The organism is Stagnimonas aquatica (assembly GCF_003730135.1).
GTDB lineage: Bacteria > Pseudomonadota > Gammaproteobacteria > Nevskiales > Nevskiaceae > Stagnimonas > Stagnimonas aquatica.
On sequence record NZ_RJVO01000005.1, the window covers coordinates 234,809 to 261,058 of the forward strand.

Here is a 26,250-nt window from a genome sequence, read left to right on the forward strand (position 1 = left end):
GTTTCGCGATTGCCGTCCATCCGCAATCCGAAATCCGCAATCCGCAATAGGATTCAGTCGACCACTTCCAGCATCAGGTCCAGCGCCGCGCGCGCCGGCTGGGCGATCTCGCGCGGCACCCGGATCTGGTTGACGGTCTTGCCCTCGACCAGGCTGTCGAGCACCCAGGCGAGATGCTGCGGGTCGGTGCGGAACATGGTCGAGCACATGCACACCATCGGCGACATGAACTCGACGGTGACGCCCTTGGCCTTCATCTCGTCGGCCAGGCGGTTGACCAGATTCAGCTCGGTGCCGACCAGCCAGTGCGTGCCCGGCTGGCTGGAGCGCACGGTGCGCAGGATGTATTCGGTGGAGCCGACGAAGTCGCTCTTCCCGCAGACTTCGAGGTCGTTCTCGGGGTGGCTGATCACCAGGCCGTTCGGCACCCGCTCGCGGAACTTGGCGATGTGGTTGGGGTGGAACATCTGGTGGACCGAGCAGAAGCCCTTCCACAGGATCATCTTGGCGTTGCGGATCTGCTCGTCGGTCAGTCCGCCGCGCGGCTTCATGAAATCCCAGGTGACCATCTGCTCCAAGGGGATGCCCATCTGCATGTAGGCGGTGTTGCGACCCAGATGCTGGTCGGGGAAGAACAGCACCTTGTCGCGCCGCGCGAAGCTCCATTCCAGCACCGCCTTGGCGTTGGAGCTGGTGCAGACGATGCCACCGTGGCTGCCGCAGAAGGCCTTCAGGTCGGCGGCGGAGTTGATGTAGGTGACCGGCGTGACGTGCTGATCCGGGTCGAGCACGCTGCTGATCTCCTCCCAGCACTTCTTCACCTTCACCAGATTGGCCATGTCGGCCATCGAGCAGCCGGCGGCGAGGTCGGGCAGGATCACCGTGCGCTGACCATCGGTGACGATGTCCGCCACCTCGGCCATGAAGTGCACGCCGCAGAAGACGATGAACTCGGCATCGGTCTTGGCCGCCATCTGCGAGAGCTTCAAGGAGTCGCCGGAGAAATCGGCGTGCTTGAACACCTCGTTGCGCTGGTAGTGATGGCCGAGGATGGCCAGGCGCTTGCCGAGCTTGGACTTGGCAGCGACGATCTTGGCGTCGCATTCCTCGTCGCTCAGAAAGCTGTAGCTGTCCAGCTTGGGGTCGATTTTGAGGGCGGCGGTCATCGCTGCACTCCCCGGCGCGCGAGCGCCTGCGTAGCAGTCATAGGGGCGGCCGGCACCGGGCCGGGGAACCGAGAGAAACCTAGCTATTGTAGCGGAAGCCTCCACCACCCCCTACCGGTGGCGGTGGAGACCGGCCCGGATCAGGGGCTGGCGGCCGGCTGGATGGTCAGCGTGCTGGTGGCGCTGGTCTGGGTGGTCGCGTTGGAATTGGCGGCGGTGATCACCACCGTCTTGCCAGTCTCCGCCGTGCTGCTGGCCTGGGCGACGCCGGCCAGCGGATTGACGGTCCCGCTGTTGGTCTGCACCGTCACCAGGGTGGTGTCCGCCGAACTCCAGGTGACGTGGCGGGTGATGTCCTGGGTGGGAATGGTGGCGGTGGTGGTGTACTCGCCGGTCGCCTTCAACACCAGAGTGCCACCGGGCGCGATGTCCGAGGTCACCGGGCTCACCGTCACCTTGGAGAGCGTGCCCGCCACCGGAGTGATCGGCAGGGTCGGCGCGGTCACGGTGGTCGTGCTGCCGGTGGGGCCGTAGGTAAAGGTGGCGCCAAGGTTGATCGGGCTGGCCGATTCCTTGGAGGCGAAAACCAGGTTGCGCAGGCTGCCGACCAGGAAGGTGATGGAGGCGCTGTCGGAGGAAGTGAACGCCACCTGCCCGGACAGATCCTGGGTCTTGCCGTTGGCCAGGGTGCCAGTCGCAGTGATGCGCTCGGTGGTGCCCACCAGCAACTGGCTGCGGTCGGTGAATTCCTTGGTCAGCGCGAGGCTGTCGAGCTTGGAAACGCTGACCGGAGCAGTGACGTTGCTGAACACCGAAGCGGTGCAACCGGGAATGCTGGCCTTGGCGCTGAGCGGACCGCCCTCGGCAACGCCAGTGATTACGCCGGTGGCGGAGGCAATGGTGGCGACGCTGTCGTTGGCGGTCACGAAGCTCCAGGTCGCCAGGCTGTCGATGGCACCGGTAACACCGTCCAGATCGGCCGACAGCGACAGATCCGACAGCGCGCCGACCGCGACATCCGCCTCGGCGGGGATGATCCGGACATTGGTGGGATCGCTCACCACCACCTGGATCGAGCTGCTGAAATCCAGGTACTTGGCGGTGATGGTGCTGGTGCCGGCCGCCACCGGGATCAGCACGCCACGCCCGTAGAACGAACCTTCCTGACCGGGCACCGGCAAGTCGGCATTGCTGACCTTGACGAACTCTGGATTGCTGCTGCTCCACACCGCCCGCGAGCTGAAGTCGCCGCGCGCGCCGTTGCTGAAGGTCACCACCAACTGCACCGAGGTATTCAGGCAGGTGTAGGCCTTGGTGCTGGCCGCGCCTTCGACGCCGCCCAGCGGCAACAGTGCGGATTTCACCGGCGCGATGCCATCACCGACGCCTCCGCAGGCGCTCAACATCAGGCCGCCGGCCACGGCCAAGCCTTGGAAACCACGGCGGAGAGAGGAAAGCGTCATCGGATCAGCTCCAGGCAAACTTGGGTCAAGATTTCTTAGGGCGCTCAGGCGGCGGGCGCGGTAACCGTGCTGCGCACGTGCAACTCGCGCAGCTGCTTGGCATCGACCGCCCCCGGTGCATTGGTCAGCGGATCGTGCGCGGTCTGGGTCTTGGGGAAGGCAATCACTTCGCGGATCGAACTACCGCCGGCCATCAGCATGATCATGCGGTCGATACCGATCGCCAGACCGCCGTGCGGCGGCGCGCCGTAGCTGAGCGCTTCCAGCAGGAAGCCGAACTTTTCCTGCTGCTCGTCCGGCGTGATACCCAAGAGATCGAACACCGCCTGCTGCACTTCCGAACTGTGGATGCGCACGCTGCCGCCGCCGAGTTCAATGCCGTTGAGGACGATGTCATAACCCTGGGACACGATCTCACCCGGGTTGTTCCGGATCGCCTGCGCGTCGAACTGCTTGGGCGCGGTGAAGGGATGGTGCGGGGAGACCCAGCGGCCACCCTCGCGCTCGTCCCACTCGAACATCGGCCAGTCGACCACCCACAGCGCTTTCCAGCCCTTCTCGGTCAGGCCCAGGTCGTTGCCGAGCTTCAGGCGCAGCGCGCCCAGGGCATCACTGACCACTTGCGACTTGTCGGCGCCGAAGAAGATCAGGTCGCCGTCCTGCGCGCCGGTGCGCTCGATGACGCCGGCCAGACCACGGTCGTGGATGTTCTTGACGATGGGGCTCTGCAGGCCGTCGCGGCCCTTGCTGCTCCATTCGTTGACGACGATGTAGGCCAGGCCCTTGGCGCCGTAGAGCTTCACGAACTCGGTGTAGGCGTCGATCTTGCTGCGCGGCAGCTTGGCGCCGCCGGGCACGCGCAAGGCGGTGACGCGGCACTTGGGATCGTTGGCAGGGCCGGCGAAGACCTTGAAGTCGACGTCGTTGAGCAGGTCCTTCACATCGACCAGCTCCAGCGGGTTGCGCAGGTCCGGCTTGTCGGAGCCGTAGCGGCGCATCGCCTCCTCGTAGCTCATGTGCGGCAGGGTGCCGAGGTCGACGCCCAGCACGTCGAGGAACAGGTATTTCACCAGCTCCTCGATGATCGCCATGATTTCGGCCTGGCTGAGGAAGCTGGTCTCGACGTCGAGCTGGGTGAATTCCGGCTGGCGGTCGGCGCGCAGGTCCTCGTCGCGGAAGCAGCGGGCGATCTGGTAGTAGCGATCCAGGCCCGACATCATCAGCAACTGCTTGAACAGCTGCGGCGACTGCGGCAGCGCGAAGAAGCTGCCGGGGTGGGTACGGCTGGGCACCAGGTAGTCGCGCGCACCTTCCGGCGTGGCGCGGGTCAGGATCGGCGTCTCGACATCGACGAAGCCCTTGGCGTCCATGAAGTTGCGGATGCGCTTCACCACCTCGTGACGCAGGCGCAGGTTCTTCTGCATCTGCGGGCGGCGCAGGTCGATGTAGCGGTACTTGAGGCGGGTTTCCTCGCCGACCGTCTCGTCGTCGGGGTGGAACGGCGGCGTCTCAGCCTTGTTCAGCAGCGTGACTTCCTTGCCCAGCAATTCGATCTTGCCGCTGCCGAGGTTGGCGTTCTCGGTGCCGGCCGGGCGCGGCCGCACGCGGCCGGTGATCTGCACGACATACTCGGAGCGCAGCTTGTCGGCGGCGCCGAAGGCCTCGACCGCGTCCGGGTCGAACACGCATTGCAGCAGACCTTCGCGGTCGCGCAGGTCGATGAAGATGACGCCGCCATGGTCGCGGCGGCGATGCACCCAGCCGCAAACGGAGACGGTCTGGCCGACCAGGGTCTCATTGACCTGGCCGCAGTAATGGGAACGCAGCATGCTGGGCTTGTGGGCTACTTACGCGGGACGCGCATTGTAGCCGCGCCCCGTCCCCCAGTGCGCGCAGCCCGCTGGGCAGTCGCTCAGCCGCAGGCGCCGCTGGCGCAGGCCGGCGCCGGAGCAGCGCTGGACTCACCGCTGGCAGCCGAGGAAGTATTGCTGTCGCCGGCCAGATTCTTCTTGGCGCCGGTCTTGAAGTCGGTTTCGTACCAACCGCCGCCAGCCAGCCGGAAACCGGCGGCCGACACCGACTTGCTCAGCGCCGGCTTGCCGCAGGCCGGACAATCGGTCGCCGGCGGATCGGACAGTTTCTGAAGAATCTCGGTCTGCGCACCGCAGGCCTGGCAGGAGTATTCGTAGATCGGCATGGAGCAATCCTGAAATCAACTGGACGGAGCCAGCGATGGGGCTCGGCAAACGGCTTTCAAGCCCTGCCCCGCCCTTGCATGGCGGCGGACAAAAGAAAACCGCCCGGAGGCGGCTTCTTCGTCGGCGGTGAGACCGCCTTACCCAAACAACAAATGGTGCGCCCGGAAGGATTCGAACCTCCGACCCCTTAGTTCGTAGCCAAGTGCTCTATCCAACTGAGCTACGGGCGCATGCAACAACAACTAAATCCGAGAATGGCGGAGAGAGAGGGATTCGAACCCTCGATAAGGTTTTAAAGCCCTATACTCCCTTAGCAGGGGAGCGCCTTCGTCCACTCGGCCATCTCTCCGAGCACCGGGTCTCCCCAGCGAGGCGCGCATCTTACTGAAAGCATGGCAGCCGGTAAAGGCGCCGGCCCAGATTATTTTCCGGGCCCACCCCGCTTTCAGTGACGCGGCTGCTCCAATGCCGCCCCCGCCTCTTCGGCGATGCGCTCGAAAATCTCCTCGCGATGCACTGCCACCGTGCGCGGTGCATTGATACCCAGCCGCACCTGATTGCCCTTGACCCCCAACACCGTCACGGTGACGTCGTCACCGATCTTCAGAGCTTCGCCGACCCGCCGCGTCAAGATGAGCATTCCGTTTCTCCAGGGACCGTTCCATCGAGTGAAGTGTCCCTAACGCACGGGCTGACGTTTAGTGGTCAACAAACACCAAAAAAAGTGCGGGCGACGGCTTTTGGCCGCTAAGCGGTCGCGCCCTCCAGGCCAAACGCCTTGTGCAGGGTGCGGACGGCCAGCTCCAGGTACTTGTCGGAGATCACCACGCTGATCTTGATCTCGGAGGTGGAGATCATGCGGATGTTGATGCCCTCCGCCGCCAGCGCCTTGAACATCTGGCTGGCGATGCCGGCATGGCTGCGCATGCCCACGCCTACCAGCGAGACCTTGACGATGTCCAGCGCCGAGCGCACGCCCTTGGCACCCAGCTCGGCGGCAACCTTCTTGGCCACTTCCAGCGCGCGGTCGTAGTCGACCCGGTTGACGGTGAAGGTGAAGTCGGTGGTGGCATCGGCAGCGACGTTCTGCACGATCATGTCGATCTCGATGTTGGCGTCGCCAATCGGCCCGAGGATGGCGGCGGCGATGCCCGGGCGGTCAGGCACGCCCTCCACGGTCAACTGGGCCTCGTCGCGGTTGAAGGCAATGCCGGAGATCAGCGGGTCTTCCACTTTGGTTTCCTCGTCAAGAGTGATGAGCGTGCCCGGGCCTTCCACGAAGGTGGACAGCACCCGCAACGGCACCTTGTATTTGCCGGCGAATTCCACCGAGCGGATCTGCAGCACCTTGCTGCCGAGGCTGGCCATTTCCAGCATTTCCTCGAAGGTGATGCGGTCCAGGCGACGGGCCTTGGGTTCGACGCGCGGATCGGTGGTGTAGACGCCGTCGACATCGGTGTAGATCTGGCACTCGTCGGCCTTCAGCGCCGCCGCCAGCGCCACGCCGGTGGTATCCGAGCCGCCACGGCCGAGGGTGGTCACCGAGCCGGTGGCGTCGATGCCCTGGAAGCCGGCGACCACCGGCACGATGCCAGCGGCGCAATCGGCCAGCAGCTTGTCGGCGTCGATCGACTGGATGCGCGCCTTCATGTGCGCGCTGTCGGTGCGGATCGCCACCTGCGGACCGGTGTAGGAGCGGCTCTTCAGCCCCTGCTTCTCCAGCGCCAGCGCCAACAGGCCGATGGTGACCTGCTCGCCGGTCGCGGCGATCTGGTCGAACTCGCGCTGGTTGCCGCGCGGGTTGATGGATTTCGCCAGCTTGAGCAGGCGGTCGGTCTCGCCGGACATCGCCGACACCACCACCACCACCCGGTCGCCACGCGCGATGAAGGAGGCAACCTTGCTGGCCACGTGCTCGATGCGCTCCACCGAGCCCATCGAGGTGCCGCCGTATTTCTGAACGATCAGTGCCATGTTTTTATGTAGGAGCGGCCTAGGCCGCGATCACCCTCTCCAAAATAATCCGCAGGTCGCGGGCAAGCCCGCGCCTACAGCTTTGCCTCGATCCAAGCCGCCACGCTGGCCACCGCCGCCGGCAGATTCTCCGGCTGGGTGCCACCGGCCTGCGCCATGTCCGGCCGGCCACCGCCCTTGCCGCCGACCTGGCCGGCGACGAAGTTCACCAGCTCGCCCGCCTTCACCTTCGCGGTGAGGTCGGCGGTGACGCCGGCGATCAGGCTGGCCTTGCCCTCGCCCGCCGCGCCCAGGAGCACGATGCCGGAGCCGAGCTTGTTCTTGAGCTGGTCGAGCAGCGTCCGCAAGCCGTTGGCGTCGGACTCGACCACCGCCGCCAGGAGCTTCACACCCTTGATCTCGACCGCCTGCGCAGCGAGGTCGTTGCCGGCACTGGCCGCCAGCTTGCCCTTGGCTGCCGCCAGCTCCTTTTCGAGCTGCTTCACGCGGTCCAGGGTCTGTTCGATCTTCGCGCCCAGATCATTGGCGCCGGCGCGCAGCAGGCCGGCGGCAGACTTGAGCTTGCTTTCCAGCTCGCTCACATAGGCCAGCGCGTTTTCGCCGGTCACCGCCTCGATGCGGCGGATGCCGGCGGCGACGCCGCCTTCGCTGACGATCTTGAACAGGCCGATGTCGCCGGTGCGGGCGACATGGGTGCCGCCGCAGAGTTCGGTCGAATAGTCGCCCATGCTCAGCACCCGCACCTCGGCGCCGTACTTCTCGCCGAACAGGGCCATGGCGCCGGACTTCACCGCGTCGTCGAAGCCCATGAGCCTGGCCGCGACCTCGACGTTGGCGAGGATGGCGGTGTTGACCCGCTTCTCGATCTCGGCGATCTCCTCGGCGGTCACCGCCTGGCCGTGGCTGAAGTCGAAACGGGTGCGCTCGGCATTGACCAGCGAGCCCTTCTGGGCGACGTGGCTGCCCAGCACCTCACGTAGCGCGCGGTGCATCAGATGGGTGGCGGAGTGGTTGCGCACGGTGGCGCGGCGCTGGCTGGTTTCGACCGTCGCAGCAACCAGATCCCCGACCTTGATCGAACCCTGCTCCAGCTTTCCGTGATGGCCGAACGCACCACCGGCGATCTTCTGGGTATCGGCCACCGCGAAGCCTGCGATCCGGCCGGCATCGCCGACCTGGCCACCGCCCTCGGCGTAGAACGGCGTGCGATCCAGCACCACGGTGCCCTCGTCGCCGACGGCGAGCGACTCGACCGGCTGGCTGCCGCGATACAGCGCCAGCACCTTGGCATCGCTCAGCGACAGCTGGTCGTAGCCCTGAAAAACGGTGGCGGCGCCTTCGTACTTCAGGCCCTCGGCACTGGAGAACTTGCTGGCGGCGCGGGCACGCTCGCGCTGCGCCTCCATCTCACGCTCGTAGCCAGCCTCGTCGAGCTTGAGATTGCGCTCGCGGGCGATGTCGGCGGTGAGGTCGAGCGGGAAGCCGTAGGTGTCGTAGAGCTTGAACACCACCTCCCCGGGGATGGTGGTCTCACCCTGCAACTTGGCAATGGCTTCGTCGAGCAGCTTCATGCCCTTGTCGAGCGTGGTCGCGAAGCTGTCTTCCTCCTGTCGGATCGCCTTCTCGATGGCCGCCTGCTTCTCGACCAGTTCGGGAAAGGCCTCGCCCATCGCCGCCACCAGAGGGGCGACCAGCTTGTAGAAGAAGGCCTCGTTCAGCCCCAGCTTGTAGCCGTGGCGGATGGCGCGCCGCATGATCCGGCGCAGCACATAGCCACGCCCCTCGTTGGACGGCAGCACGCCGTCGGCGATCAAAAAGCTCGTCGCGCGGATGTGGTCGGCGATCACCTTCTGCGAGGCCTGCGCGTAGGGCTGCTGGCCGGCCAGGGCAGCGACCGCACCGATCAACTGCTTGAAGGTGTCGGTCTGGTAGTTGTCGTTGCTGCCCTGCATCAGCGCGCTGATGCGCTCCAAGCCCATGCCGGTATCAACGCTGGGCTTGGGCAGCTTTTCCAGACGGCCGTCCTTGTGACGCTCGAACTGCATGAACACCACGTTCCAGATCTCGATCCAGCGGTCGCCGTCCTCTTCCGGCGAACCCGGAGGGCCGCCCCAGATACCCTTGGAGCCGTCGGGATCGTGGTCGTAGAAGATTTCGGTGCAGGGACCGCAGGGGCCGGTGTCGCCCATCGCCCAGAAGTTGTCGCTGGCGTAGGGCGCGCCCTTGTTGTCACCGATGCGAACGATGCGTGCCTCGGGCACGCCGATCTCGTCGCGCCAGATGCCGAAGGCCTCGTCGTCGCTGTGGTAGACGGTGACCAGCAGGCGGCTCTTGTCGATGCCCAGCCAGGCCGGGCTGGTGATGAATTCCCAGGCGTAGTGGATCGCGTCCTTCTTGAAGTAGTCGCCGAAGCTGAAGTTGCCCAGCATCTCGAAGAAGGTGTGATGACGCGCGGTATAGCCGACGTTTTCGAGGTCGTTGTGCTTGCCGCCGGCGCGCACGCATTTCTGGCTGGAGGCGGCCCGCTTGTAGGGGCGGTGATCCTGGCCGGTGAACACGTCCTTGAACTGCACCATGCCGGCGTTGGTGAACAGCAGCGTCGGGTCGTTGCCCGGCACCAGCGGGCTGGAACGCACGATCTCGTGGCCCTTGGAGGCGAAGAACGCGAGGAATTTCGCGCGCAGTTCGTTGCTGGTCATGGCGGCGGGGCTCAAAAAAAGTCCCGCATTTTACAAGCCAAGGCGCGCCGGTGCTGCCCCAGCGGGGACGATCCCGGATCGGCTCCCCAATTCCGCCAGACCGCCCGCCTGAACTTGGCGCGCCTCGTGCACTCAGAGTGCGGATGACACTCAAGCTACTCCTGTCCAGGCTCACCGGCTTCGGCGACTTCGCACTGCTGAGCCTGCTCGGCCTGTTCGTCGCCGCTTGGCTGCTGTGGACCGGCGCCCGGCGCATGGCCCTGCTCTGGCTGATCGCCCTGGGCAGTTGCGCCGCGCTCATCGCCCTGCTCAAGGTCTACTTCAACGGCTGCCCGCTGACCGAGCTGGCGATGCGCAGCCCCAGCGGCCACGCCGGCTTCGGCAGCTTCATCTACGGCGGCATCGCACTACTGGCCCAGAGCCAGCGACCCCGCTGGCAGGCCGGCCTGATCGCGCTGGCCGGCGGTCTGTGGATCGCCGCGATTGGCTACTCGCGGGTGGTGGTGCGGGCGCATACCGGGCCCGAGGTGCTGTTCGGCATCGCCATCGGCGCCAGTGTGCTTTTCGGGTTTGGCCTGGCCAGCCGGGGTCGGGACCACAGCCGGTTTCCGCTGCTGGCGGCCATCGTCGGCGCCGCTCTGGGCGCAACGCTGTTTCACACGCTCAACTGGCATCCGACGTTCGAGGCCTACCTGGCTCGGCTCAGCCACGAGTACGCCGCGCTTCTGCCGCCCTGCTCGAACAACTAGTTGTCGGAGCGCCGCGAACCGCAGCGGGATCGGTTGGGCTAGCCGTCGCCAGCTCGCCACGGTGTCTAGTCGTCCTGGTCGAAATCGCCTTTCAGCGCCGCCCGGATCTGCTCGCCGGTGAAACCGCGCTGGGCCAGGCCGCGGTACTGCTTCTGCTTTTCGGCGAGGTTGGTCGGCGGGCCGCCGAACTTGCGCGCCTGGGTTTCGACCGCCAGGGCGGTCCAGTCGCAGTCGGCGGCGTCCAGGGCCTCGCGGATCAGGCTTTCGTCCAGGCCGGCCACCGACAGCTCGGCACGGATGCGTAGCGGGCCGTGGCCCTGGGCGATGCGGCTGCGGATCAGGGCCTCGGCATAGCGGGGGTCGCTCTGCCAGCCGGAATCGGCCAGCGAGCCGATCACTTCCTCCGCCACCTCGCTTTCAACGCCCTTGGCCTTCAGCTTGCGCGAAAGCTGCCACGCCGAATGCTCCCGGCGGCCCAGAAGCCGCATCGCCTTCAGGCGGGCGGCTTCCGGAGTCAAGGGTTCCTCAGGCTTCCGACTTCTCACGTTTGCCTGGGAGCAGCTTGGCGCGCAGCGCCGCCTCGATCTCGCCCGCCGCTTCGGGGTGTTCGCGCAGATAGGCCTTGGCGTTGTCCTTGCCCTGGCCGATCTTCTCGCCCTTGTAGGCGAACCAGGCGCCGGACTTCTCGACCAGCTTGTGCTCGACGCCAAGGTCGATCAGCTCGCCCTCGCGGCTGATGCCCTCGCCGTACATGATCTCGAACACCACCTGCTTGAACGGCGGCGCCAGCTTGTTCTTGACGACCTTGACGCGGGTTTCGTTACCGATCACCTCGTCGCCCTTCTTGATCGCGCCGATGCGGCGGATGTCCAGGCGCATGGAGGCGTAGAACTTCAGCGCATTGCCGCCGGTGGTGGTTTCCGGCGACTGGCCGGGCATCATCACGCCGATCTTCATGCGCAGCTGGTTGATGAAGATGATCAGGGTCTTGCTGCGGTTGATCGAGCCGGTGAGCTTGCGCAGCGCCTGGCTCATCAGGCGCGCCTGCACGCCGACGCTGGCCTCGCCCATCTCGCCTTCGATTTCGCTCTTCGGCACCAGGGCGGCGACCGAGTCGATGACGATCACGTCGATGGAGTTGCTGCGCACCAGCATGTCGGCGATTTCCAGCGCCTGCTCGCCGGTATCCGGCTGCGAGATCAGCAGATCGCCAACCTGCACGCCCAGCTTCTCGGCGTAGGTCACGTCGAGCGCGTGCTCGGCGTCGATGTAGGCGCAGACGCCGCCGGTCTTCTGGGCCTGGGCGGTGACGTGCAGGGCGAAGGTGGTTTTACCGGAGGATTCCGGTCCGTAGATTTCCACCACGCGGCCGCGCGGCACGCCGCCGATGCCGAGCGCGGAGTCGAGGGTGATGGAGCCGGTGGAGATCACCTCCACCTCCGGGCGCTCGTCCACGCCCATGCGCATGATCGCGCCCTTGCCGAACTGCTTCTCGATCTGCGAGAGCGCGGCTTCCAATGCCTTCTTGCGGTTGTCGTCGATGGCCATGGTGAGTCCCCTTTCGTGGTTCCCTTAAATGACGAGCGCGCCTCGAAAGACGCGCCGTGCTCACAGCAAAAACTGGATCCCCGCCTTCGCGGGGATGACTTGCGCTAGGCGCAAGTCACTTGCCCAGACGGCCGAGGTACTCGCCGGTACGGGTGTCCACCTTGATGACTTCGCCCTGCTGCACGAACAGCGGCACGCGCACCACGGCGCCGGTTTCCAGGGTGGCCGGCTTGCCGCCGCCGCCCGAGGTGTCGCCACGCAGGCCGGGGTCGGTCTCGGCGATCTGCAGCTCCACGGTGTTGGGCGGCAGCACCTGCAGCGGCTGGCCGTTGAACAGGGTGATGCGGCAGGTCTCCTGGCCCTTGAGCCAGAGCTTGGCTTCTTCCATCTGGGTGGCGCCGACCATGGTCTGCTCGAAGCTGACCGGGTCCATGAAGGTCCAGAACTCGCCGTCGTTGTAGACGTACTGCAGTTCCACGTCCTCGACGTCGGCGACTTCCAGGGTGTCGCCGGACTTCAGGGTGATGTCGATCACGCGACCATTGCGCAGGTTGCGGATCTTCAGGCTGTTGGTGGCCTGGCCCTTGCCGGGCTTGCGGTATTCGTTGTCGACGATGGAAAACGGATTGCCGTCGATGAGCACCTTGGTGCCCGCCTTCATTTCGTTGGTGCTGACGCTGGCCATGATCTGGGTCTGCTTGAAAAATGTGGTTGGTCCGCGTGGCGCGGAAAGCTTCTGGACGGCGCTTGTGAACACGCCGCTGGTCCCGACTTCGAGGGCCGAAATGCTAGCACGAGGCCGGGGTGGCCGGCTTCAGGACGAAGCCCGGCCTCCCGGGGTCAGCGGAACCGCTCCAGGGTGCGGCGGCGCTTCTTGAGCTGGCGGTTGGTCAGCACGTTGCGCTTGCCCTTGAACGGGTTCTCGCCGGTCTTGAACTCGAGCAGGATCGGCACGCCCTTCAACTGGAACGCCGCCCGGAACTCGTTGATCAGGTAACGGTGGTAGGACAGCGGCAGCTTCTCGGTCTGGTTGCCGTGCACCAGGATGCGGATCGGGTTGGTGCCGGTCTGGTGCGCGTAGCGCAGCTTGATGCGCCGCCCCAGCACCGCCGGCGGGCTGTGACGGTCCACCGCCGCCTCCAGCGCCCGGGTCAGTTCCGGGGTCGGGATGTCCATGGTGGTGGACTCGTAGGCCAGCACCACGTCCTCCATCAGCTCGCGCAGGCCGGAGCCGTGCAGCGCGGAGATGAAGTGCGGCGGCACGAAGTCCAGGAACGGCAGCCGGAAGTCGATCTCGCTCTTGATCCAGGCGCGCTTGTCGTCGGCCAGGTGATCCCACTTGTTGATCGCCAGCACCAGGGCGCGGCCGCGCTGGGCGACCAGGCCCATGAGCTTGGCGTCCTGGGTCGAGATCTCGTCGTGGGCGTCGGTCACCAGGATCACCACATGGGCGTCCTCGATGGCCTGCAAGGCCTTGACGATGCTGAATTTCTCCACCACCTCGCTGACCCGCGAACGGCGCCGGATGCCGGCGGTGTCGATCAGCTCGTAGCGGTGGCCGTCGCGCTCGAAGCGCACCCGGATGGCGTCGCGGGTGGTGCCGGCGACGTCGGCGGTCAGCACCCGGTCCTCGCCCAGCAGGCGATTCACCAGCGTGGACTTGCCGGCGTTCGGGCGACCGACCACCGCCACCCGGATGATGCCGTCGTCCTGATAGGACTCGTGGCTTTCGGGAAAACCGGCCAGTTGCTCGCGCAGCAGGGCGGTGATGCCGTCGCCATGCTCGGCCGAGACCGGGCGGGGATCGCCGAGGCCGAGCACATGAAACTCGGCCGCCGTGCGCAGCACCGGCTTGCCCTCGGCCTTGTTGACCAGCACCGTCACCGGCTTGCCCAGCTTGCGCAGGCGGCGGGCGATGGCCTCGTCGTCCGGCAGGCAGCCGGACTCGGCATCGACCAGGAAGAACACCCGGTCGGCTTCCTCCAGGGCGATCTGTGCCTGCTCCTCGGCGAGCATCGCCAGGGCATCGTTCTCGGCCGGCGACAGGCCGCCGGTATCGACCACGATGTAGCTCTTGCCTTCGAAGCGCCCCTGACCGTACTGACGGTCGCGGGTGAGCCCCGGCAAGTCGTAGACCAAGGCATCGCGGGTATTGGTCAGGCGATTGAACAGCGTGGACTTGCCGACATTGGGGCGGCCGACCAGCACCACCACCGGCAGCGGCGGTGCTTCCACCAGCTCCACCGCAGCGGACTCGTCGTCGCCCTCGGCGAGGGCTTCCTCGTCCTGGTATTCCTCGTCCTCGGCGAACTCGTCGAGCTGGTACTCCTCGATCACGTCCTCCAGCTTTTCGCCGCTCGCCAGCAGGTCGAGATCCTGCAGCGCCTGGGCGACGAAGCCGCGCGGCCGGGCCGGCGGCAGCGGCTCGGGCGCGGGGGCCGGCTTGGCGGCAGGCTTGGGCGCCGCCGGCTTGCGCGGCTTGACGCCGGTCTCTTCGGCCAGACGCTCGTCGACCGAAACCTTGGCCTTGGCTTTCTTCCAGGGCTGGTACTTGGCGGCCGGCGCGGCAGCGGCGGTCTCGGGCTTGGCGGCCTTCTTGCGCGGCGCGGCGACCTTGACCTTGGCACCCGGACGCGGCTTCTTGCTACGTCCCTTGCCGCCTTTGTTGGGGCTGAGTTTCAACGGGGTTTGACCTGCAGCGCGCTGAGCTTGCCGTCCACGTTGAGCAGGTAGAGGCGGTCGTCACTGACCGCCGGCGGCGCCAGGATCGGCTCCTTGCCGGCGCGGCTGCGCGCCACCACGCTGCCATCACGGGGGTCGAGGAAGTGCACATAGCCCTCGTAGTCGGCGACCACCACATGGCCGGCGAAGAAGGCCGGCGGCGACAGCCGGCGGTACTTCAGGCTTTCGTTCTTCCAGGCGGCGGCACCGGTGGCGAGGTCCAGCGCCCAGACCACGCCGTCGGCGTCGCTGACGTAGACGTTGTCCTTGCCCACCGCGAGGCCGGCGTAGGACTTGACGATGCGGCGCCAGCGGCTCTCGCCGTTGGCCGGTTCGATCAGCGCCACGTCGCCGCCATAGCTGGCGACCAGCACGCCGTCGAGGGTGGAGACCAGGGCGGCGTCGATGTCGGTCAGGCGCTCCAGCTCGGTACGGCCGCTGGGGCTGGAGATCGGCTGCTCCCACACCGCCTGGCCGTCGTCGAGGCGCACCGCCGCCAGGCGGCCGTTGTCCATGCCGATCAGCACCCGGTTGCCTTCCACCACCGGCGCCGACAGGCCGCGCAGGCTGAGGTTGGGCTCGGTGCGGTCGAAGCTCCACAGGCGCTTGCCGTCGGCGGCCGAGAAGCCGTAGGCACGGCCGTCAATCGAGCGGGCGACGACGACATCCCCAGAGCCGGCCGGCGGCGCCAGCACTTCGCTGGAGGCCTGGGCGCGCCAGACCGCGCTACCGTCGGCACGGCGCAGGGCGATGACTTCGGCATCAAGGGTGCCGACCAGCACCAGGTCACCCACCACCGAGGGGCCGGCCACCACCCTCGCCTTGGTGCGCGCGCGCCAGCGCTCGCGACCGCTGACCGGATCGAGGGCGTAGACGTCGCCACCGGATTCGGCGGCGTAGAGGGCGTCACTTTCCAGCAGCGGACGCAGACCGGAGGGTCGACCCTGGGCGCCTTCGCCGATGCTCCGCGACCAGTCGTGCTCGACCTTCAGCTTCGGCTGGTCGATGTCCTGCAGCTTGGCGGGCTCGCGCAGCTTCACCTTCTCGGAGCAGGCAGCAAGGCCGGTGGCGGCGACGACCAGGCCCAGGGCCAGCGCGCGGTAAGACAGGGCGAACTTCATGTGCGGGGATTTCCTGGAAGCAGGCTTCAGGCAGCGTCGGCAAGATCGTCGATCTTGCGCTGCAGGGTCTCACGATTGGCGGCGGCGGCATCGCTGGCCGCCAGCGCCTTCTCGAACGCACCCCGGGCGGCCTTGCGGTCGCCCTGGGCCAGCTTGATGTCACCGCGCAGTTCCTCGACCAGGGCGGCATAGCTTTCGCCAACGCCGTCCAGGCGGCTCAGCGCCTCGTCGAACTTGCCCTGCTGCGCCAGCACTCGCGCTTCGCGCAGCTTGGCCAGCGGGCGCAGCTCCTGATCGGCGGCGTTGTCGGCAACCCAGGCCAGCGGCGGCAGCGCCTCGTCGTAGCGCGAGCGCTCCACGGCGTGCTGGGCCAGGCGCAGCATCGCCTGCGCGGCATAGGGGGTGTTGGCGTAGTCGGTCTTGAGCTTGTCGCCGATGCTGCGCGCCTCGTCGGCCTTGTCGGCCACCAGCGCGGTCTTCAGGTCCTCGAACATCCGCGCGGCTTCGCCGGCACGCACCTGCTGATGGTCCTTCCACTGTTCCCAGCCGAAGATGCCGCCGAGGCCCAGCACCAGGCCGGCCGCCAGCGGCATCCAGTTCTCGCGCCACCAGTTCTTGATCTGTTCGGCCTGCGCTTCGTCGTCGTAGTGCGACATCGTGTGCTTCTCGTCTAGTGGTGAAGGCATCCGACCGGGCGGATGCGGAAAAGTTGTCTGGAGTCCTTGCAGCGGGGAACAGCGGCGCCGCGAGGTGATTGGCGATCAGGCCGCCGGCAGCAAGCCCGGCAGGCGAGCGACCAGCTCGGACAGCGCCAGTTCCTGGTCCGGCAGGCTCTGACGCAGCGATTTTACTTGAACCGCGCCCCGGGCCAGTTCCGCCTCGCCCAGCACCAGGGCCAGGCTGGCGCCGGACTTGTCGGCGCGGCCGAGCTGACTCTTGAGCTTGCCGCCGCCGGCATTGAGCACCAGGCGCAGGCCGGGCAGCTGTTCGCGCAAGGTCTCGGCCAACTTGCGGGCCTCGCGTTCGGCGGCCTCGCCCAGGGTGCAGAAATACACCTGGGAGCCCGCCGAAGGCAGGTTCACCGCCTGCGCCTGCAACAGCAGGATCAGGCGCTCGACCCCGGCACCAAAGCCCACCGCCGGCGTCGGCGCGCCGCCCATCTGTTCGACCAGACCGTCGTAACGGCCGCCGGCGCAGACCGTGCCCTGGGCGCCGAGCTGGCGGGTGGTCCACTCGAACACGCCCTTGGTGTAGTAGTCGAGGCCGCGCACCAGGCGGGTGTTGACCACGTAGCCGATGCCGAGATCGGCGAGCCCCTGCTGGAAGCCCTCGAAATGGCTGAGCGAGTCGGCCTCCAGATAGTCCAGCAGCTTCGGCGCTTCGCTGACGATGGCCTGGGTGGTCGGCACCTTGGAGTCCAGCACCCGCAGCGGGTTGCTGTGCAGGCGACGCTTGGAGTCCTCGTCGAGGCTGGCCTCGTGGCGCTCCAGGAAGGCGACCAGCGCGGCGCGGTAGGCCGCCCTCGCCTCCTTGCCCCCCAGGGAATTGATCTCCAGCGTCAGGTCGCGGAAGCCCAGGCGCTTGAACAGGCGCGCCGACAGGGCGATGACCTCGACATCGACATCCGGCCCGGCCATGCCATAGGCCTCGACGCCGATCTGGTGGAACTGCCGGTAGCGGCCAGCCTGGGGCCGCTCATAGCGGAACATCGGGCCGGCGTACCAGAAGCGCTGCTGCTGGTTGTGCAAGAGGCCATGCTCGATGCCGGCGCGCACGCAGCCGGCGGTGCCCTCGGGGCGCAGCGCGATCTCCTCACCACCGCGGTCGGCGAAGGCGTACATCTCCTTCTCCACCACATCGGTGACCTCGCCCACCGCGCGCTTGAACAGCTCGGTGCGCTCGACGATGGGCAGGCGGATCTCGCCGTAGCCATAGGCGCCGAACACCTCGGCGGCGGTATTGAAGACATGCCGCCAGAGCGCCGAATCGGCGGGCAGCACGTCGTTCATGCCACGGATGGCCTGGATGGATTTGCTCATGGGAAAACTCTTTGAGGAAGGCGACGGCGAAGGCGCTTCAGGCCGTGGCCTTGCGCTCGGCGAGCTTGGCGCGCACCAGCTTTTCCAGCTCGTCGACCAGCTGCTCGTTGTGGGCCTTGTGCTGGATGCTGCCGTCGACATAGATCGAGTTCGGGCGGCCACCGGCGACGCCCAGCGCCGCTTCACGGGCCTCGCCGGGGCCATTGACCACGCAGCCGATGACCGCGAGGTCGATGGGCTCGGAAACGTCTTCCAGCCGCGACTCCAGCTCGTTAACGGTCTTGATCACGTCGAACATCTGCCGCGAGCAGCTCGGGCAGGCGACCAGATTGATGCCACGATGGCGCAGGTGCAGGGACTTCAAGATGTCCCAGCCCACCTTCACTTCCTCCACCGGATCGGCGGCGAGCGAGATGCGGATGGTGTCGCCGATGCCGTCGGCGAGCAGCATGCCCAGGCCAATGGACGACTTCACCGCGCCGCTGCGCAGGCTGCCGGCCTCGGTGATGCCGAGGTGCAGCGGCTGGTCGATGAGCGTGGCCAGCTTGCGGTAGGCCTGCACGGTCATGAACACCTCGCTGGCCTTCAGCGACACCTTGAAGTCCTCGAAGTTGTGCTTCTTCAGGATCTCGATGTGGCGCAAGGCCGACTCGACCAGGGCGTCGGCATTGGGCTCGCCGTACTTGGTCTGCAACTCGGCTTCCAGCGAGCCGGCGTTGACGCCGATGCGGATCGGCACGCCGTGGTGGCGCGCGCAGGCGATCACCTCGGCGACCTTGGCGTCGCTGCCGATGTTGCCGGGATTGATGCGCAGGCAATCAGCGCCCATCTCGGCGGCCTTGAGCGCGCACTTGTAGTTGAAGTGGATGTCGGCGATCAGCGGCAGATCGACCTGCTTGCGGATCTCGCCGAAAGCCTCGCAGGCGGCGATGGTCGGCACCGAAACCCGCACCAGATCGGCACCGGCCTTCTTGGCGGCACGGATCTGCGCGACGGTGGCGGCGACGTCCTCGGTCTTGGTGTTGGTCATGGTCTGCACCGTGACCGGGGCGTCGCCGCCCACCAGCACCGAGCCGACACGGATCTGCCGCGACTTCCGCCGGGTGATCGTGTGCTTGGCCATCATCGCCATCGGGGGTGCCTCAGGGCAGCGTGATCAGGGAAGGGTGAACCGGGCGGTGTTGTTGCCCTTGGTGTGCTGGCTCATGTCCACCGGCTGGCCGTTGAACTGGATGCTCACGCCCGGCGCATTGCCCAGGAAGATCGCGAACGGCGCCTCGCCGGTGATGGTCTGGCGGTCGCCGGCCTGGATCACGCCGGACAGCAGGGACTTGCCGGTGGCGTCCTCGATGCGGGTCCAGGAGGTGGCGTTGAACTGCAACTGCACCTCGCCACGGCCGCCGGCCGGACGGGCGGCGGCGGGCGCGCTGGGCACGGTCGAACCCAGGCCCGGAACCGGCGACTGCGCCAATGACGGCGCCAGGGTCAGGCTGGCGGCGGGAGCGGCGGGCGGCGGCTGGCTGGGATCCACCGACACCGCTGCTTCCGGGCTGGCCGAAGTAGCCGCCGGAGCGGTCGTGGTCGGCACCGGCACCAGCTCGCCAGGGGTTTCCACCGCCGGCGCCGGCGGCGGAACCACCACCACGCTGCCGCTGGCGGTCTCTTCGCTGCGCCGGCTGCCCCAGAACGCCAGCAGACCGAGCAGCACGCCGATCAGGACGATGCCCACGCCGAGCTTGAGTCCGACCGGACGGCTACCGCCGAGGTCCTGCTCGCCGGCCAGGATCAGCTTGGACGGCGGCGGCGGCACCCGGGGGGCGACCAGCTTTTCGTAGGCCGCCAGCAACTCGGTCTCGGAGACCGGCAGCACCTTCGACAGCTTGCGGTAGTAGCCACGTACATAGACCGGCTCCGACAGCGTCGCGAAATCGTCGCGCTCCAGGGCATCGAGCGTGCCGCGCGCGAGCTTGATCTGGGCGCCCAGGTCCTCGATGGAAAGGCGGGCCTGCTCGCGGGCGCGGCGGATGAGGCGGCCCGGACCGGCAAGGCCGGACTGGTCGCCGGCTTCGGAATTGAGATCGGTCATGGTGAAGGAAGAGGTCGGCCTGTAGCGTGGCGAGGTCAGCTCGCGATTGTAGTCAGTAATGGCGCCGGCGCGAGCGCCGGGTTCCGCCGCCGGGGCGGCTGTTCAACGCGGGATCGCCACCTCGGGAAACTCGTTGCGCAGGCGTAGTTCGAGTTGGCTGGCGGCGGCCCTGTCATCCAGCGACCGCTCGGCCTGCAAGGCCAGAAGCAAGGACTGCGCCGTCGCCGGTGCTGCGCGATCGCGCCGCTGGATGAAGGCGCGCACCCGGAGCCAGTCCTGGTTCTGGGCAGCCAGGACCGCCATCTCCAGCAAGGCATCGGGGTAGTTGGGATTGGCGTTCAGCGCCTCGCGGAAGTAGCGCTCAGCCTTGGCCGGGTCGTTGCGCCGCACGCAGATGCCGGCGTTGGTCCAGGCCGCCTCGGGGGCGCCGTAGCTTCGGTCGTTGGCGGTCTCCAGCAAGAGATGCTCGCCTTCGCGGACCTTGCCGCGGCCGCACTGGAACACTGCAAAGTTGTTGCGGGTGAAGGGTTCCTTGGGATCCAGCGAGAGCGCGCGCCGGTAGTGCTGCTCGGCCAGGGCCTCCTCGCCGCGCTTGGCATAGAGCAGGGCCAGCGCGCCGTGCGTCGGCGCGTAGCCGGAGTCCTGCTCCAGGGCCCGCTTGAGCTTTTCCATCGCCAGATCGAACTGCCCCTTGCGGGCGTATTCGATCCCCAACTGGGTGTTGGCGCGCGCCGCCTCGCGGAAATTCGGCTCGACCGGTTTTTCGCCGGCACCGTACTCGGTGACGCAGGCGCTCAGCAGACCAAGCAGCAGGACGGCGATCAGACGCTTCATGCCGCCGGCTCCGTGCGAACCCGCACATCGGAGAGGCGCTGCTTCTGCTTGGACGCCACCTTGCCGACCAGCTGTCCACAGGCGGCATCAATGTCGTCGCCCCGGGTCTTGCGGGTGGTGCAGACGATGCGCCGGCTGCGCAGGATGTCGGCAAAGGCGGCGATACGCTCGGAGGAAGAGCGCTGGTAACCGGCCTGCGGGAAGGGATTGAAGGGGATGAGATTGACCTTGGCCGGCATGTCGCCCAGCAGCCGCGCCAGCTCCTTGGCGTGCGCCGGGCTGTCGTTGACGCCGTCCAGCATCACGTACTCGTAGACGATGTGCGCCTTGTGGTTCTTGCCGTCGGTGTAGCGACGGCAGACCTCCATCAACTCGGCGATCGGGTACTTGCGGTTGATCGGCACCAACTCGTTGCGCAGGCCGTCGTTGGGCGCGTGCAGCGACACCGCCAGGGCGACGTCGACGTCTTCCTTCAGCCGCTCGATGAAGGGCACCAGGCCGGAGGTCGAGACCGTGACCCGGCGCTTGGAAAGGCCAAAGCCGAAATCGTCGAGCAGGATGCGGATCGCGGTCACCACCGGCTGGTAGTTGGCCAGCGGCTCGCCCATGCCCATGAACACGATGTTGGAAATCACCCGCTCGTTCTGGAAGTCGCCACCCAGCGCGCGGGCCGCGAACCAGACCTGGGCGATGATCTCCGCCGTGGTCATGTTGCGGTTGAGCCCCTGCTTGCCGGTGGAGCAGAACGAGCAGTCCATGGCGCAACCCACCTGGCTGCTGATGCACAGCGTGCCGCGGTCGGTTTCCGGAATGTAGACGGTCTCGACGGCATTGCCGCCGTCGAGCCGAAGCACCCACTTGCGGGTGCCGTCCTTCGAGGTCTGCTCGGTCACCAGCTCGGGGTGACGGATCTCGAAGTGCTGCTTCATCCGCTCGCGCAGATCCTTGGCGATATTGGTCATGCCGTCGAAGTCGTCGAGACCCCGGCGGTAGATCCACTGCATCACCTGATCGGCGCGAAACGGCTTTTCGCCCATCGCCGCGAAGCACGCGCGCAGCGCCTCCCGATCCAGCCCGAACAGATTGGTCGGGCTCTTCGGGCTGGGGCTGGGCGTGTTCGCGGTCTCGGTCACGACCTGAGCGGGACCCGTATTAGCGAGTCCGGGGGCACAGCTCGATGCTGCGGAAGAAGTACGCGATTTCGTTCTTCGCGTTTTCCAGGCTGTCGGAACCGTGGGCGGCGTTCTCGTCGATGGAATCGGCGAAGTCGGCGCGGATGGTGCCCGGCGCGGCGTTCTTGGGGTTGGTGGCACCCATCACGTCACGGTAGACCTGCACGGCGTTCTCGCCTTCCAGGGCCTGCACCAGCACCGGGCCGGAGGTCATGAACTTGACCAGGTCCTTGAAGAACGGGCGCTCGCTGTGCACGGCGTAGAAGCCTTCGGCTTCGGCCTGGGTCAGGTGGATCATGCGGGCGGCGACGACCTTCAGGCCGGCGTCTTCGATGCGGGCGATAATGGCGCCGATCTTGTTCTTGGCGACGGCGTCGGGCTTGAGGATGGAGAGAGTGCGTTCAATGGCCATGGATGAAGTCCTGCGGGAGGTTACGAAAACTCGCGAGTCCAAAACGGACAGGCCCATTCGGGCCAAAAGTATCGCTTAGCTCACTATTGTAACCCGCGACCGCTACATATTGATGCAGCGCACCATCCTGGCGCACATCCGGCCTTACACCGCGAAGCTTTCCCCGCAGCCGCACTGGGCCTTGACGTTGGGATTGATGAACTTGAACGCCTCGTTCAGGCCCTCGCGCTGGAAATCGAGGGTGAGCCCGTCGAGCTTGTCGAGGTGCTCCAGCTTGACCACCACCTTGGCGCTACCGGCCTCGTAGACCGCGTCGTCGGCCGCCACTTCATCGGCATAGTCGAGCACATAGGCCCAGCCCGAGCAGCCGGACTTCTTCACGCCCACCCGCAGACCGACGCCCTTGCCACGCTTGGCGAGCTGGGCGGTGATGCGCTTGGCGGCGGAGTCGGTGAGCTGGATCATGGGCCTGTGGGAATCTGGCGAAGCAGGTCTTCGCCCATGAGGGCACAGTGGAGCTTGTCCTCGGGAATTTCAAGCGCCACGCGCAGTTGCCGGACATCCAGAGCCCGCAATGCGGCCGGCGTCTGGCCCAGCGTCTGGCGCGCCAGCCAACTGCCGACGGCGATGCCCACCGGACAACCCAGAGCCTGGAAACGCGCCTCTTCGACTCGCCCGTCCTCGCCCAGGCGCAGTTGCAGACCCAGCGTGGAAGCCGCAGCGCGATTCTCGGCCCGCAGACTCAATAGCCCCGGAGTCCCGGCGGGAAAGCACCCGGCATGCTCGCCGGCGCTGGAAAAATGCTGCCAGATGGCCGGTGGATAGTCGTAAACGTTGTCGCCCGGAACCGCCGCCGCGCCCTCCCCCACCGGTTCGCCGTTGATCTCCCGCAGCCAGAGCACCGCCTCGATCACCTGCGCGGCGGCCTGGTCGATTTCCGCCTCGCTGTTGGCCCGGCCCAGTGAGAACCGCAGCGAGGCATTGGCCAGCGCGTCGTCGCGGCCCAGCGCCCGCAGCACGTAGGAGGGCTCGCGGGTGGCGCTGGAACAGGCCGAGCCGGAGCTGACCATCAGCGCCGGCAGCATCGCCCGCAACGCCTCGCCCTCGACGCCGGCGAAGCTGACATTGAGGATGTGCGGCGCGCCCTCGGCGCTGCCATTGCGCAGCACCCTCGGCAGGGCCGACAGCCGGGCCCAGAGCCGGTCGCGCAGCGCTGCATAGAGGGCGGCGTCGGCAGTCTGCCGCTCGCCTGCCAGGCGAAAGGCCTCGCCCATGCCGACGATCTGGTGTGTCGCCAGGGTGCCGGAGCGCATGCCCTGCTCGTGTCCGCCGCCGTGCATCTGCGGACTCAGCCGCGCGCGCGGTCGCTTGCGTACGAACAGCGCGCCGACGCCCTTGGGCCCGTAGATCTTGTGCGCCGACACCGACAGCAGGTCGATGGGCGTCTCGGCCAGATTGATCGGCAGCTTGCCGGCCGCCTGTACGGCATCGACATGGAACAGCACCCCGCGCTCGCGCAGCAGCGGCGCCAGTTGCTGCACCGGGTTGACGCTACCCAGCTCGTTGTTCACCCACATCAGCGACACCATGGCGGTGGCCGGCGTCAGTGCGGCCAGCACCGCCTCGGCAGGGATCACGCCGCTGGCGTCTGGCTTGAGCCAGGTGACGCGCAGGCCGCGACTTTCCAGGTAGCGCACGCTGTCGAGCACGCACTTGTGCTCGGTGCGGGCGGTGACCAGGTGCGCGTCCTCCAGGCCACGAAATTCCAGCGCCCCCTTGATCGCGAGATTGTTGGACTCGGTGGCCCCGGAGGTGAAGAGAATCTCCTCGGCCGTCGCCCCCAGCAGGGCCGCCACCTGCGCCCGAGCGCGTTCGACCGCCTGCTTCGCCCGCCTTCCGTAGGCGTGATCCGAGGCGGGATTGCCGTACTGCTCCTGCAGCCAGGGCTGCATCGCGGCATAGGCCTCGGGCGCCAGCGGCGTGGTGGCGGCGTGATCGAGATAGATGGCATTCATGAGGCGCGCAGTGCAGCGGCAGCCGGCGGCGGCGTCAAGGACTACGCCAGAATTCGCCGGCGGCCCGCTTTGATCGGGGACTCAAGAGAAATACGAGACAGAGTTCGCACTTTCACAAAAACCACTATCTTTTCAATCCACTAGGACGCTCATCCTGGCAACTTGCAGCACCGGTCCCGAACGTCAACCCGAATTCGAACCCTACAGCTGTAAATGAATCGTTTATAAGAATTATCCCCGCCCAATCAAGAACAACAGCGGGGCGCGAGGGAGCGATGACCAGCAGTCAAGGACTCAGCCAATTCGGACAACAGCTCGACGATTTCGTCGCCGCCGGCGCTGCCGCCCCGCGCAGTGCCAACTCCGAAGCCTTTGTCGCCGATGCCTGCCGCCATTCCGGCCTGGACCCGCGCAGTATCAAGCCGCACGAGGCGATCTACCGGCTGATCGACAGCGAGGGCGGCCTGCAGACCGGCCTGAGCTTCAGCAGCAATCTCGACGCCGACGGGCAGCCGCTAAGGTTGGGCGAGTTCATCGCCAACCAGCTGCGCCACGATCCTGAAACCCTCGCAAGGGCCGTCTGGGCACTCGGCTCCTTCGCTGAATTGCGGGCCTTCCTCGACGCCCTGCGCGGCTTGGTGCGCTTCAGCCGCGAGGCCGACGGCCAACTGCGCGGCGACGTGGTGCCCTGCCTGCTGATCCAGCAACTGGTCGAGCGCATCGAACAGGGCGAAACCCTGAGCACCCGGGGCGACCTGCTCAGCGATGCCGTCACCCGGGCTCTGGGCCTGCGTCGCAAGCTGCTGCTGCTGGATTACAGCCGCCGGCAGCAGGAGTCGGCTCCCCGGAGCAACCCGCCAATGGGTCCGACCCAGGGTCGTTTCGCGGCGGCAGACGGGCCGGAGTCGAGCAACCGCCGCTAGGCGGCGCTGCCCCTCAGGCGCAACTCGTCGAGTGCGCGCAGCAGGCCATCCACTTCGGCCGCCTGACTGTCCTTGCCCAGACTCACGCGCACCGCGCCCTTCGCGAGCATCGGCTCCACGCCCATGGCCAGCAGCACATGGCTGGGCTCGCCGCTGCCACTGGCACAGGCGGAGCCACTGCTGACCGCGTAGCCGCGACGGTCGAGGTGCATCAGCAAGGCTTCGCCGTCCCAGCCTTCCAGCGCGAACTGGCTGGTGTTGGACAAACGCGGCACGCCCTCGCCGAACAAGCGCGTCCCAGGCAGCGCCCGCAGGCCGGCGTCGAGACGCTCGCGCAAGACCTGCTGGTGGCGGATGCGTGCCTCCAGTTCCTGCTGCGCGAGTTCCGCAGCGGCGCCGAAGCCGACAATGGCCGGCAGGTTTTCCGTACCGCCCCGCAGGCCCTTTTCCTGAGCGCCGCCGTGCAATTGCGGATGCAACTCGACTTCCGCCCGCACCAGCAAGGCACCAACCCCCTTGGGGCCGTAGATCTTGTGGCTGGAGAGGGTCAACAGATCGGCACCCAGCGCCGACATGTCCAGCGGCAGTTTGCCGGCCGCCTGGGTCGCATCGACGTGCAGCCAGCCGCTGACCGCGTGGATCTCCGTCGCCCAGGGAGCGAGATCGTGGATCACCCCGGTTTCGTTGTTGGCGCGCATCAGGCTCACCAACCGCAGGGGACCGGTGACCAGCTGACCGCGAAAAGCCGCGCCGTCGATCCGGCCCTGGTCGTCGACGGCGATCACCTCCACTGGCCATCCCTCGGCGCGCAAACTCTCCGCCGCCTCCATGACGGCTGGATGCTCGGTGGCGCCGTACAACAGGCGGCCACTGGCAGCCCCCTGGCAAAGGCCCTTGAGCGCCAGGTTGTTGGCCTCGGTGCCGCCACTGGTCCAGATCAGCTCGCCCGGCTGGGCACCGGCCAGAGCCGCAACCTGCGCACGCGCCCTTTCGACCGCGTCCCGTGCCAGGCGACCGTAGCGGTGCAGGCTGGAAGGATTGCCATACGGCCCAGACAGGTAGGGCAGCATCGCCTCGAGCACCCGCGGATCAATTGCGGTGCTGGCGTTGTGATCCAGATAGGCGGGCAT

General features: G+C 67.0%; 24 protein-coding genes and 2 tRNA genes. 2 read left to right on the plus strand and 24 right to left on the minus strand.

The genetic code is table 11. The features are described 5' to 3' along the window. Nucleotides 1-53: 53 nt before the first annotated feature. The 9 genes from nadA to alaS all read right to left on the minus strand — a co-directional run bounded on the left by nadA (nucleotide 54) and on the right by alaS (nucleotide 9,500). On the minus strand, nucleotides 54-1,166 hold the full coding sequence (gene nadA, locus ED208_RS12310) for a quinolinate synthase NadA (protein WP_123212205.1): 1,113 nt from the start codon (nucleotides 1,164-1,166) through the stop codon (nucleotides 54-56). Between the two features lie 140 nt (nucleotides 1,167-1,306). Next, complete coding sequence (locus ED208_RS12315; RefSeq protein ID WP_123212206.1) at nucleotides 1,307-2,629, minus strand: hypothetical protein; 1,323 nt, start codon at nucleotides 2,627-2,629, stop codon at nucleotides 1,307-1,309. A gap of 44 nt (nucleotides 2,630-2,673) precedes the next feature. Further along, nucleotides 2,674-4,458 (minus strand): aspartate--tRNA ligase, encoded by a 1,785-nt coding sequence (gene aspS, locus ED208_RS12320; protein ID WP_123212207.1) that lies wholly within the window; start codon nucleotides 4,456-4,458, stop codon nucleotides 2,674-2,676. A gap of 83 nt (nucleotides 4,459-4,541) precedes the next feature. Then, complete coding sequence (locus ED208_RS12325; protein WP_123212208.1) at nucleotides 4,542-4,826, minus strand: FmdB family zinc ribbon protein; 285 nt, start codon at nucleotides 4,824-4,826, stop codon at nucleotides 4,542-4,544. Nucleotides 4,827-4,980: 154 nt separating this feature from the next. Next, nucleotides 4,981-5,057, minus strand: a tRNA-Arg gene (locus ED208_RS12330). Between the two features lie 25 nt (nucleotides 5,058-5,082). Beyond that, a tRNA-Ser gene (locus ED208_RS12335) sits at nucleotides 5,083-5,176 on the minus strand. Nucleotides 5,177-5,272: 96 nt separating this feature from the next. After that, nucleotides 5,273-5,467 carry a carbon storage regulator CsrA gene (csrA, locus tag ED208_RS12340; RefSeq protein ID WP_123212209.1) on the minus strand — a complete coding sequence of 65 codons (195 nt, stop codon included), beginning with the start codon at nucleotides 5,465-5,467 and terminating at the stop codon, nucleotides 5,273-5,275. 107 nt (nucleotides 5,468-5,574) lie between these two features. Next, entirely contained in the window at nucleotides 5,575-6,801 is a 1,227-nt protein-coding gene (locus ED208_RS12345) for an aspartate kinase (RefSeq protein WP_123212210.1), read from the minus strand. A 74-nt stretch (nucleotides 6,802-6,875) separates the two neighbouring features. Then, nucleotides 6,876-9,500, minus strand: coding sequence for an alanine--tRNA ligase (alaS, locus tag ED208_RS12350; protein ID WP_123212211.1), 2,625 nt, complete (start codon nucleotides 9,498-9,500; stop codon nucleotides 6,876-6,878). Nucleotides 9,501-9,643: 143 nt separating this feature from the next. On the opposite strand from alaS, the gene ED208_RS12355 reads away from it, so the two are divergent. Next, nucleotides 9,644-10,249, plus strand: coding sequence for a phosphatase PAP2 family protein (locus tag ED208_RS12355; RefSeq protein ID WP_123212212.1), 606 nt, complete (start codon nucleotides 9,644-9,646; stop codon nucleotides 10,247-10,249). 65 nt (nucleotides 10,250-10,314) lie between these two features. Here the strand turns inward: ED208_RS12355 and ED208_RS12360 are convergent, their stop codons facing one another. From ED208_RS12360 to ED208_RS12425, 14 genes are all read right to left on the minus strand, one after another. After that, nucleotides 10,315-10,767: a regulatory protein RecX gene (locus ED208_RS12360; RefSeq protein ID WP_123212213.1), complete on the minus strand. Its 453-nt coding sequence runs from the start codon at nucleotides 10,765-10,767 to the stop codon at nucleotides 10,315-10,317. 7 nt (nucleotides 10,768-10,774) lie between these two features. Continuing rightward, complete coding sequence (gene recA, locus ED208_RS12365; RefSeq protein WP_123212246.1) at nucleotides 10,775-11,791, minus strand: recombinase RecA; 1,017 nt, start codon at nucleotides 11,789-11,791, stop codon at nucleotides 10,775-10,777. Nucleotides 11,792-11,912: 121 nt separating this feature from the next. Continuing rightward, nucleotides 11,913-12,482, minus strand: a complete 570-nt coding sequence (gene efp, locus ED208_RS12370; RefSeq protein ID WP_123212214.1) for an elongation factor P — start codon at nucleotides 12,480-12,482, stop codon at nucleotides 11,913-11,915. 155 nt (nucleotides 12,483-12,637) lie between these two features. After that, nucleotides 12,638-14,479, minus strand: coding sequence for a ribosome biogenesis GTPase Der (der, locus tag ED208_RS12375; RefSeq protein ID WP_366512229.1), 1,842 nt, complete (start codon nucleotides 14,477-14,479; stop codon nucleotides 12,638-12,640). Then, nucleotides 14,476-15,639: an outer membrane protein assembly factor BamB gene (gene bamB / locus ED208_RS12380; protein WP_123212215.1), complete on the minus strand. Its 1,164-nt coding sequence runs from the start codon at nucleotides 15,637-15,639 to the stop codon at nucleotides 14,476-14,478. The genes der and bamB overlap by 4 nt, the downstream gene beginning before the upstream one ends. A gap of 26 nt (nucleotides 15,640-15,665) precedes the next feature. Beyond that, nucleotides 15,666-16,295, minus strand: coding sequence for a YfgM family protein (locus tag ED208_RS12385; RefSeq protein ID WP_123212216.1), 630 nt, complete (start codon nucleotides 16,293-16,295; stop codon nucleotides 15,666-15,668). Nucleotides 16,296-16,400: 105 nt separating this feature from the next. Then, nucleotides 16,401-17,678 carry a histidine--tRNA ligase gene (gene hisS / locus ED208_RS12390; RefSeq protein WP_123212217.1) on the minus strand — a complete coding sequence of 426 codons (1,278 nt, stop codon included), beginning with the start codon at nucleotides 17,676-17,678 and terminating at the stop codon, nucleotides 16,401-16,403. A gap of 37 nt (nucleotides 17,679-17,715) precedes the next feature. Next, nucleotides 17,716-18,804 carry a flavodoxin-dependent (E)-4-hydroxy-3-methylbut-2-enyl-diphosphate synthase gene (gene ispG, locus ED208_RS12395; protein ID WP_123212248.1) on the minus strand — a complete coding sequence of 363 codons (1,089 nt, stop codon included), beginning with the start codon at nucleotides 18,802-18,804 and terminating at the stop codon, nucleotides 17,716-17,718. A gap of 30 nt (nucleotides 18,805-18,834) precedes the next feature. Continuing rightward, the gene (locus ED208_RS12400; RefSeq protein WP_123212218.1) at nucleotides 18,835-19,764 is read right to left on the minus strand and encodes a RodZ domain-containing protein; all 930 of its coding nucleotides are present in this window, start codon (nucleotides 19,762-19,764) and stop codon (nucleotides 18,835-18,837) included. 102 nt (nucleotides 19,765-19,866) lie between these two features. Then, nucleotides 19,867-20,598 carry a type IV pilus biogenesis/stability protein PilW gene (gene pilW / locus ED208_RS12405; protein ID WP_123212219.1) on the minus strand — a complete coding sequence of 244 codons (732 nt, stop codon included), beginning with the start codon at nucleotides 20,596-20,598 and terminating at the stop codon, nucleotides 19,867-19,869. After that, nucleotides 20,595-21,731, minus strand: a complete 1,137-nt coding sequence (gene rlmN / locus ED208_RS12410) for a dual-specificity RNA methyltransferase RlmN (RefSeq protein ID WP_123212220.1) — start codon at nucleotides 21,729-21,731, stop codon at nucleotides 20,595-20,597. The genes pilW and rlmN overlap by 4 nt, the downstream gene beginning before the upstream one ends. A 19-nt stretch (nucleotides 21,732-21,750) precedes the next feature. After that, nucleotides 21,751-22,182, minus strand: coding sequence for a nucleoside-diphosphate kinase (gene ndk / locus ED208_RS12415; RefSeq protein ID WP_123212221.1), 432 nt, complete (start codon nucleotides 22,180-22,182; stop codon nucleotides 21,751-21,753). 144 nt (nucleotides 22,183-22,326) lie between these two features. After that, the gene (locus ED208_RS12420; protein ID WP_123212222.1) at nucleotides 22,327-22,647 is read right to left on the minus strand and encodes a HesB/IscA family protein; all 321 of its coding nucleotides are present in this window, start codon (nucleotides 22,645-22,647) and stop codon (nucleotides 22,327-22,329) included. After that, nucleotides 22,644-24,197, minus strand: a complete 1,554-nt coding sequence (locus tag ED208_RS12425; RefSeq protein ID WP_123212223.1) for an aminotransferase class V-fold PLP-dependent enzyme — start codon at nucleotides 24,195-24,197, stop codon at nucleotides 22,644-22,646. Before ED208_RS12425 ends, ED208_RS12420 begins: the two co-directional genes overlap by 4 nt. A gap of 275 nt (nucleotides 24,198-24,472) precedes the next feature. Between ED208_RS12425 and ED208_RS12430 the strand changes: the two genes are divergently transcribed. Beyond that, nucleotides 24,473-25,120, plus strand: a complete 648-nt coding sequence (locus tag ED208_RS12430; protein ID WP_123212224.1) for a hypothetical protein — start codon at nucleotides 24,473-24,475, stop codon at nucleotides 25,118-25,120. Here ED208_RS12430 and ED208_RS12435 read toward each other — a convergent pair. Then, nucleotides 25,117-26,250 carry a cysteine desulfurase family protein gene (locus tag ED208_RS12435; protein ID WP_123212225.1) on the minus strand — a complete coding sequence of 378 codons (1,134 nt, stop codon included), beginning with the start codon at nucleotides 26,248-26,250 and terminating at the stop codon, nucleotides 25,117-25,119. The two genes, ED208_RS12430 and ED208_RS12435, sit on opposite strands and share 4 nt — an antisense overlap.

Bases quoted from the DNA above. Each gene is read 5' to 3' on its own strand.
- ED208_RS12400 (WP_123212218.1), bottom strand. From the start codon at position 19,764: ATGACCGATCTCAATTCCGAAGCCGGCGACCAGTCCGGCCTTGCCGGT.
- ED208_RS12385 (WP_123212216.1), bottom strand. From the start codon at position 16,295: ATGTCGCACTACGACGACGAAGCGCAGGCCGAACAGATCAAGAACTGG.
- ED208_RS12315 (WP_123212206.1), bottom strand. From the start codon at position 2,629: ATGACGCTTTCCTCTCTCCGCCGTGGTTTCCAAGGCTTGGCCGTGGCC.
- ndk (WP_123212221.1), bottom strand. From the start codon at position 22,182: ATGGCCATTGAACGCACTCTCTCCATCCTCAAGCCCGACGCCGTCGCC.
- alaS (WP_123212211.1), bottom strand. From the start codon at position 9,500: ATGACCAGCAACGAACTGCGCGCGAAATTCCTCGCGTTCTTCGCCTCC.
- csrA (WP_123212209.1), bottom strand. From the start codon at position 5,467: ATGCTCATCTTGACGCGGCGGGTCGGCGAAGCTCTGAAGATCGGTGAC.
- pilW (WP_123212219.1), bottom strand. From the start codon at position 20,598: ATGAAGCGTCTGATCGCCGTCCTGCTGCTTGGTCTGCTGAGCGCCTGC.
- ED208_RS12435 (WP_123212225.1), bottom strand. From the start codon at position 26,250: ATGCCCGCCTATCTGGATCACAACGCCAGCACCGCAATTGATCCGCGG.
- ED208_RS12345 (WP_123212210.1), bottom strand. From the start codon at position 6,801: ATGGCACTGATCGTTCAGAAATACGGCGGCACCTCGATGGGCTCGGTG.
- hisS (WP_123212217.1), bottom strand. From the start codon at position 17,678: ATGAGCAAATCCATCCAGGCCATCCGTGGCATGAACGACGTGCTGCCC.
- ED208_RS12420 (WP_123212222.1), bottom strand. From the start codon at position 22,647: ATGATCCAGCTCACCGACTCCGCCGCCAAGCGCATCACCGCCCAGCTC.
- ED208_RS12430 (WP_123212224.1), top strand. From the start codon at position 24,473: ATGACCAGCAGTCAAGGACTCAGCCAATTCGGACAACAGCTCGACGAT.
- efp (WP_123212214.1), bottom strand. From the start codon at position 12,482: ATGGCCAGCGTCAGCACCAACGAAATGAAGGCGGGCACCAAGGTGCTC.
- nadA (WP_123212205.1), bottom strand. From the start codon at position 1,166: ATGACCGCCGCCCTCAAAATCGACCCCAAGCTGGACAGCTACAGCTTT.
- ED208_RS12325 (WP_123212208.1), bottom strand. From the start codon at position 4,826: ATGCCGATCTACGAATACTCCTGCCAGGCCTGCGGTGCGCAGACCGAG.
- ED208_RS12425 (WP_123212223.1), bottom strand. From the start codon at position 24,197: ATGAATGCCATCTATCTCGATCACGCCGCCACCACGCCGCTGGCGCCC.
- ED208_RS12355 (WP_123212212.1), top strand. From the start codon at position 9,644: ATGACACTCAAGCTACTCCTGTCCAGGCTCACCGGCTTCGGCGACTTC.
- bamB (WP_123212215.1), bottom strand. From the start codon at position 15,639: ATGAAGTTCGCCCTGTCTTACCGCGCGCTGGCCCTGGGCCTGGTCGTC.
- aspS (WP_123212207.1), bottom strand. From the start codon at position 4,458: ATGCTGCGTTCCCATTACTGCGGCCAGGTCAATGAGACCCTGGTCGGC.
- ispG (WP_123212248.1), bottom strand. From the start codon at position 18,804: ATGATGGCCAAGCACACGATCACCCGGCGGAAGTCGCGGCAGATCCGT.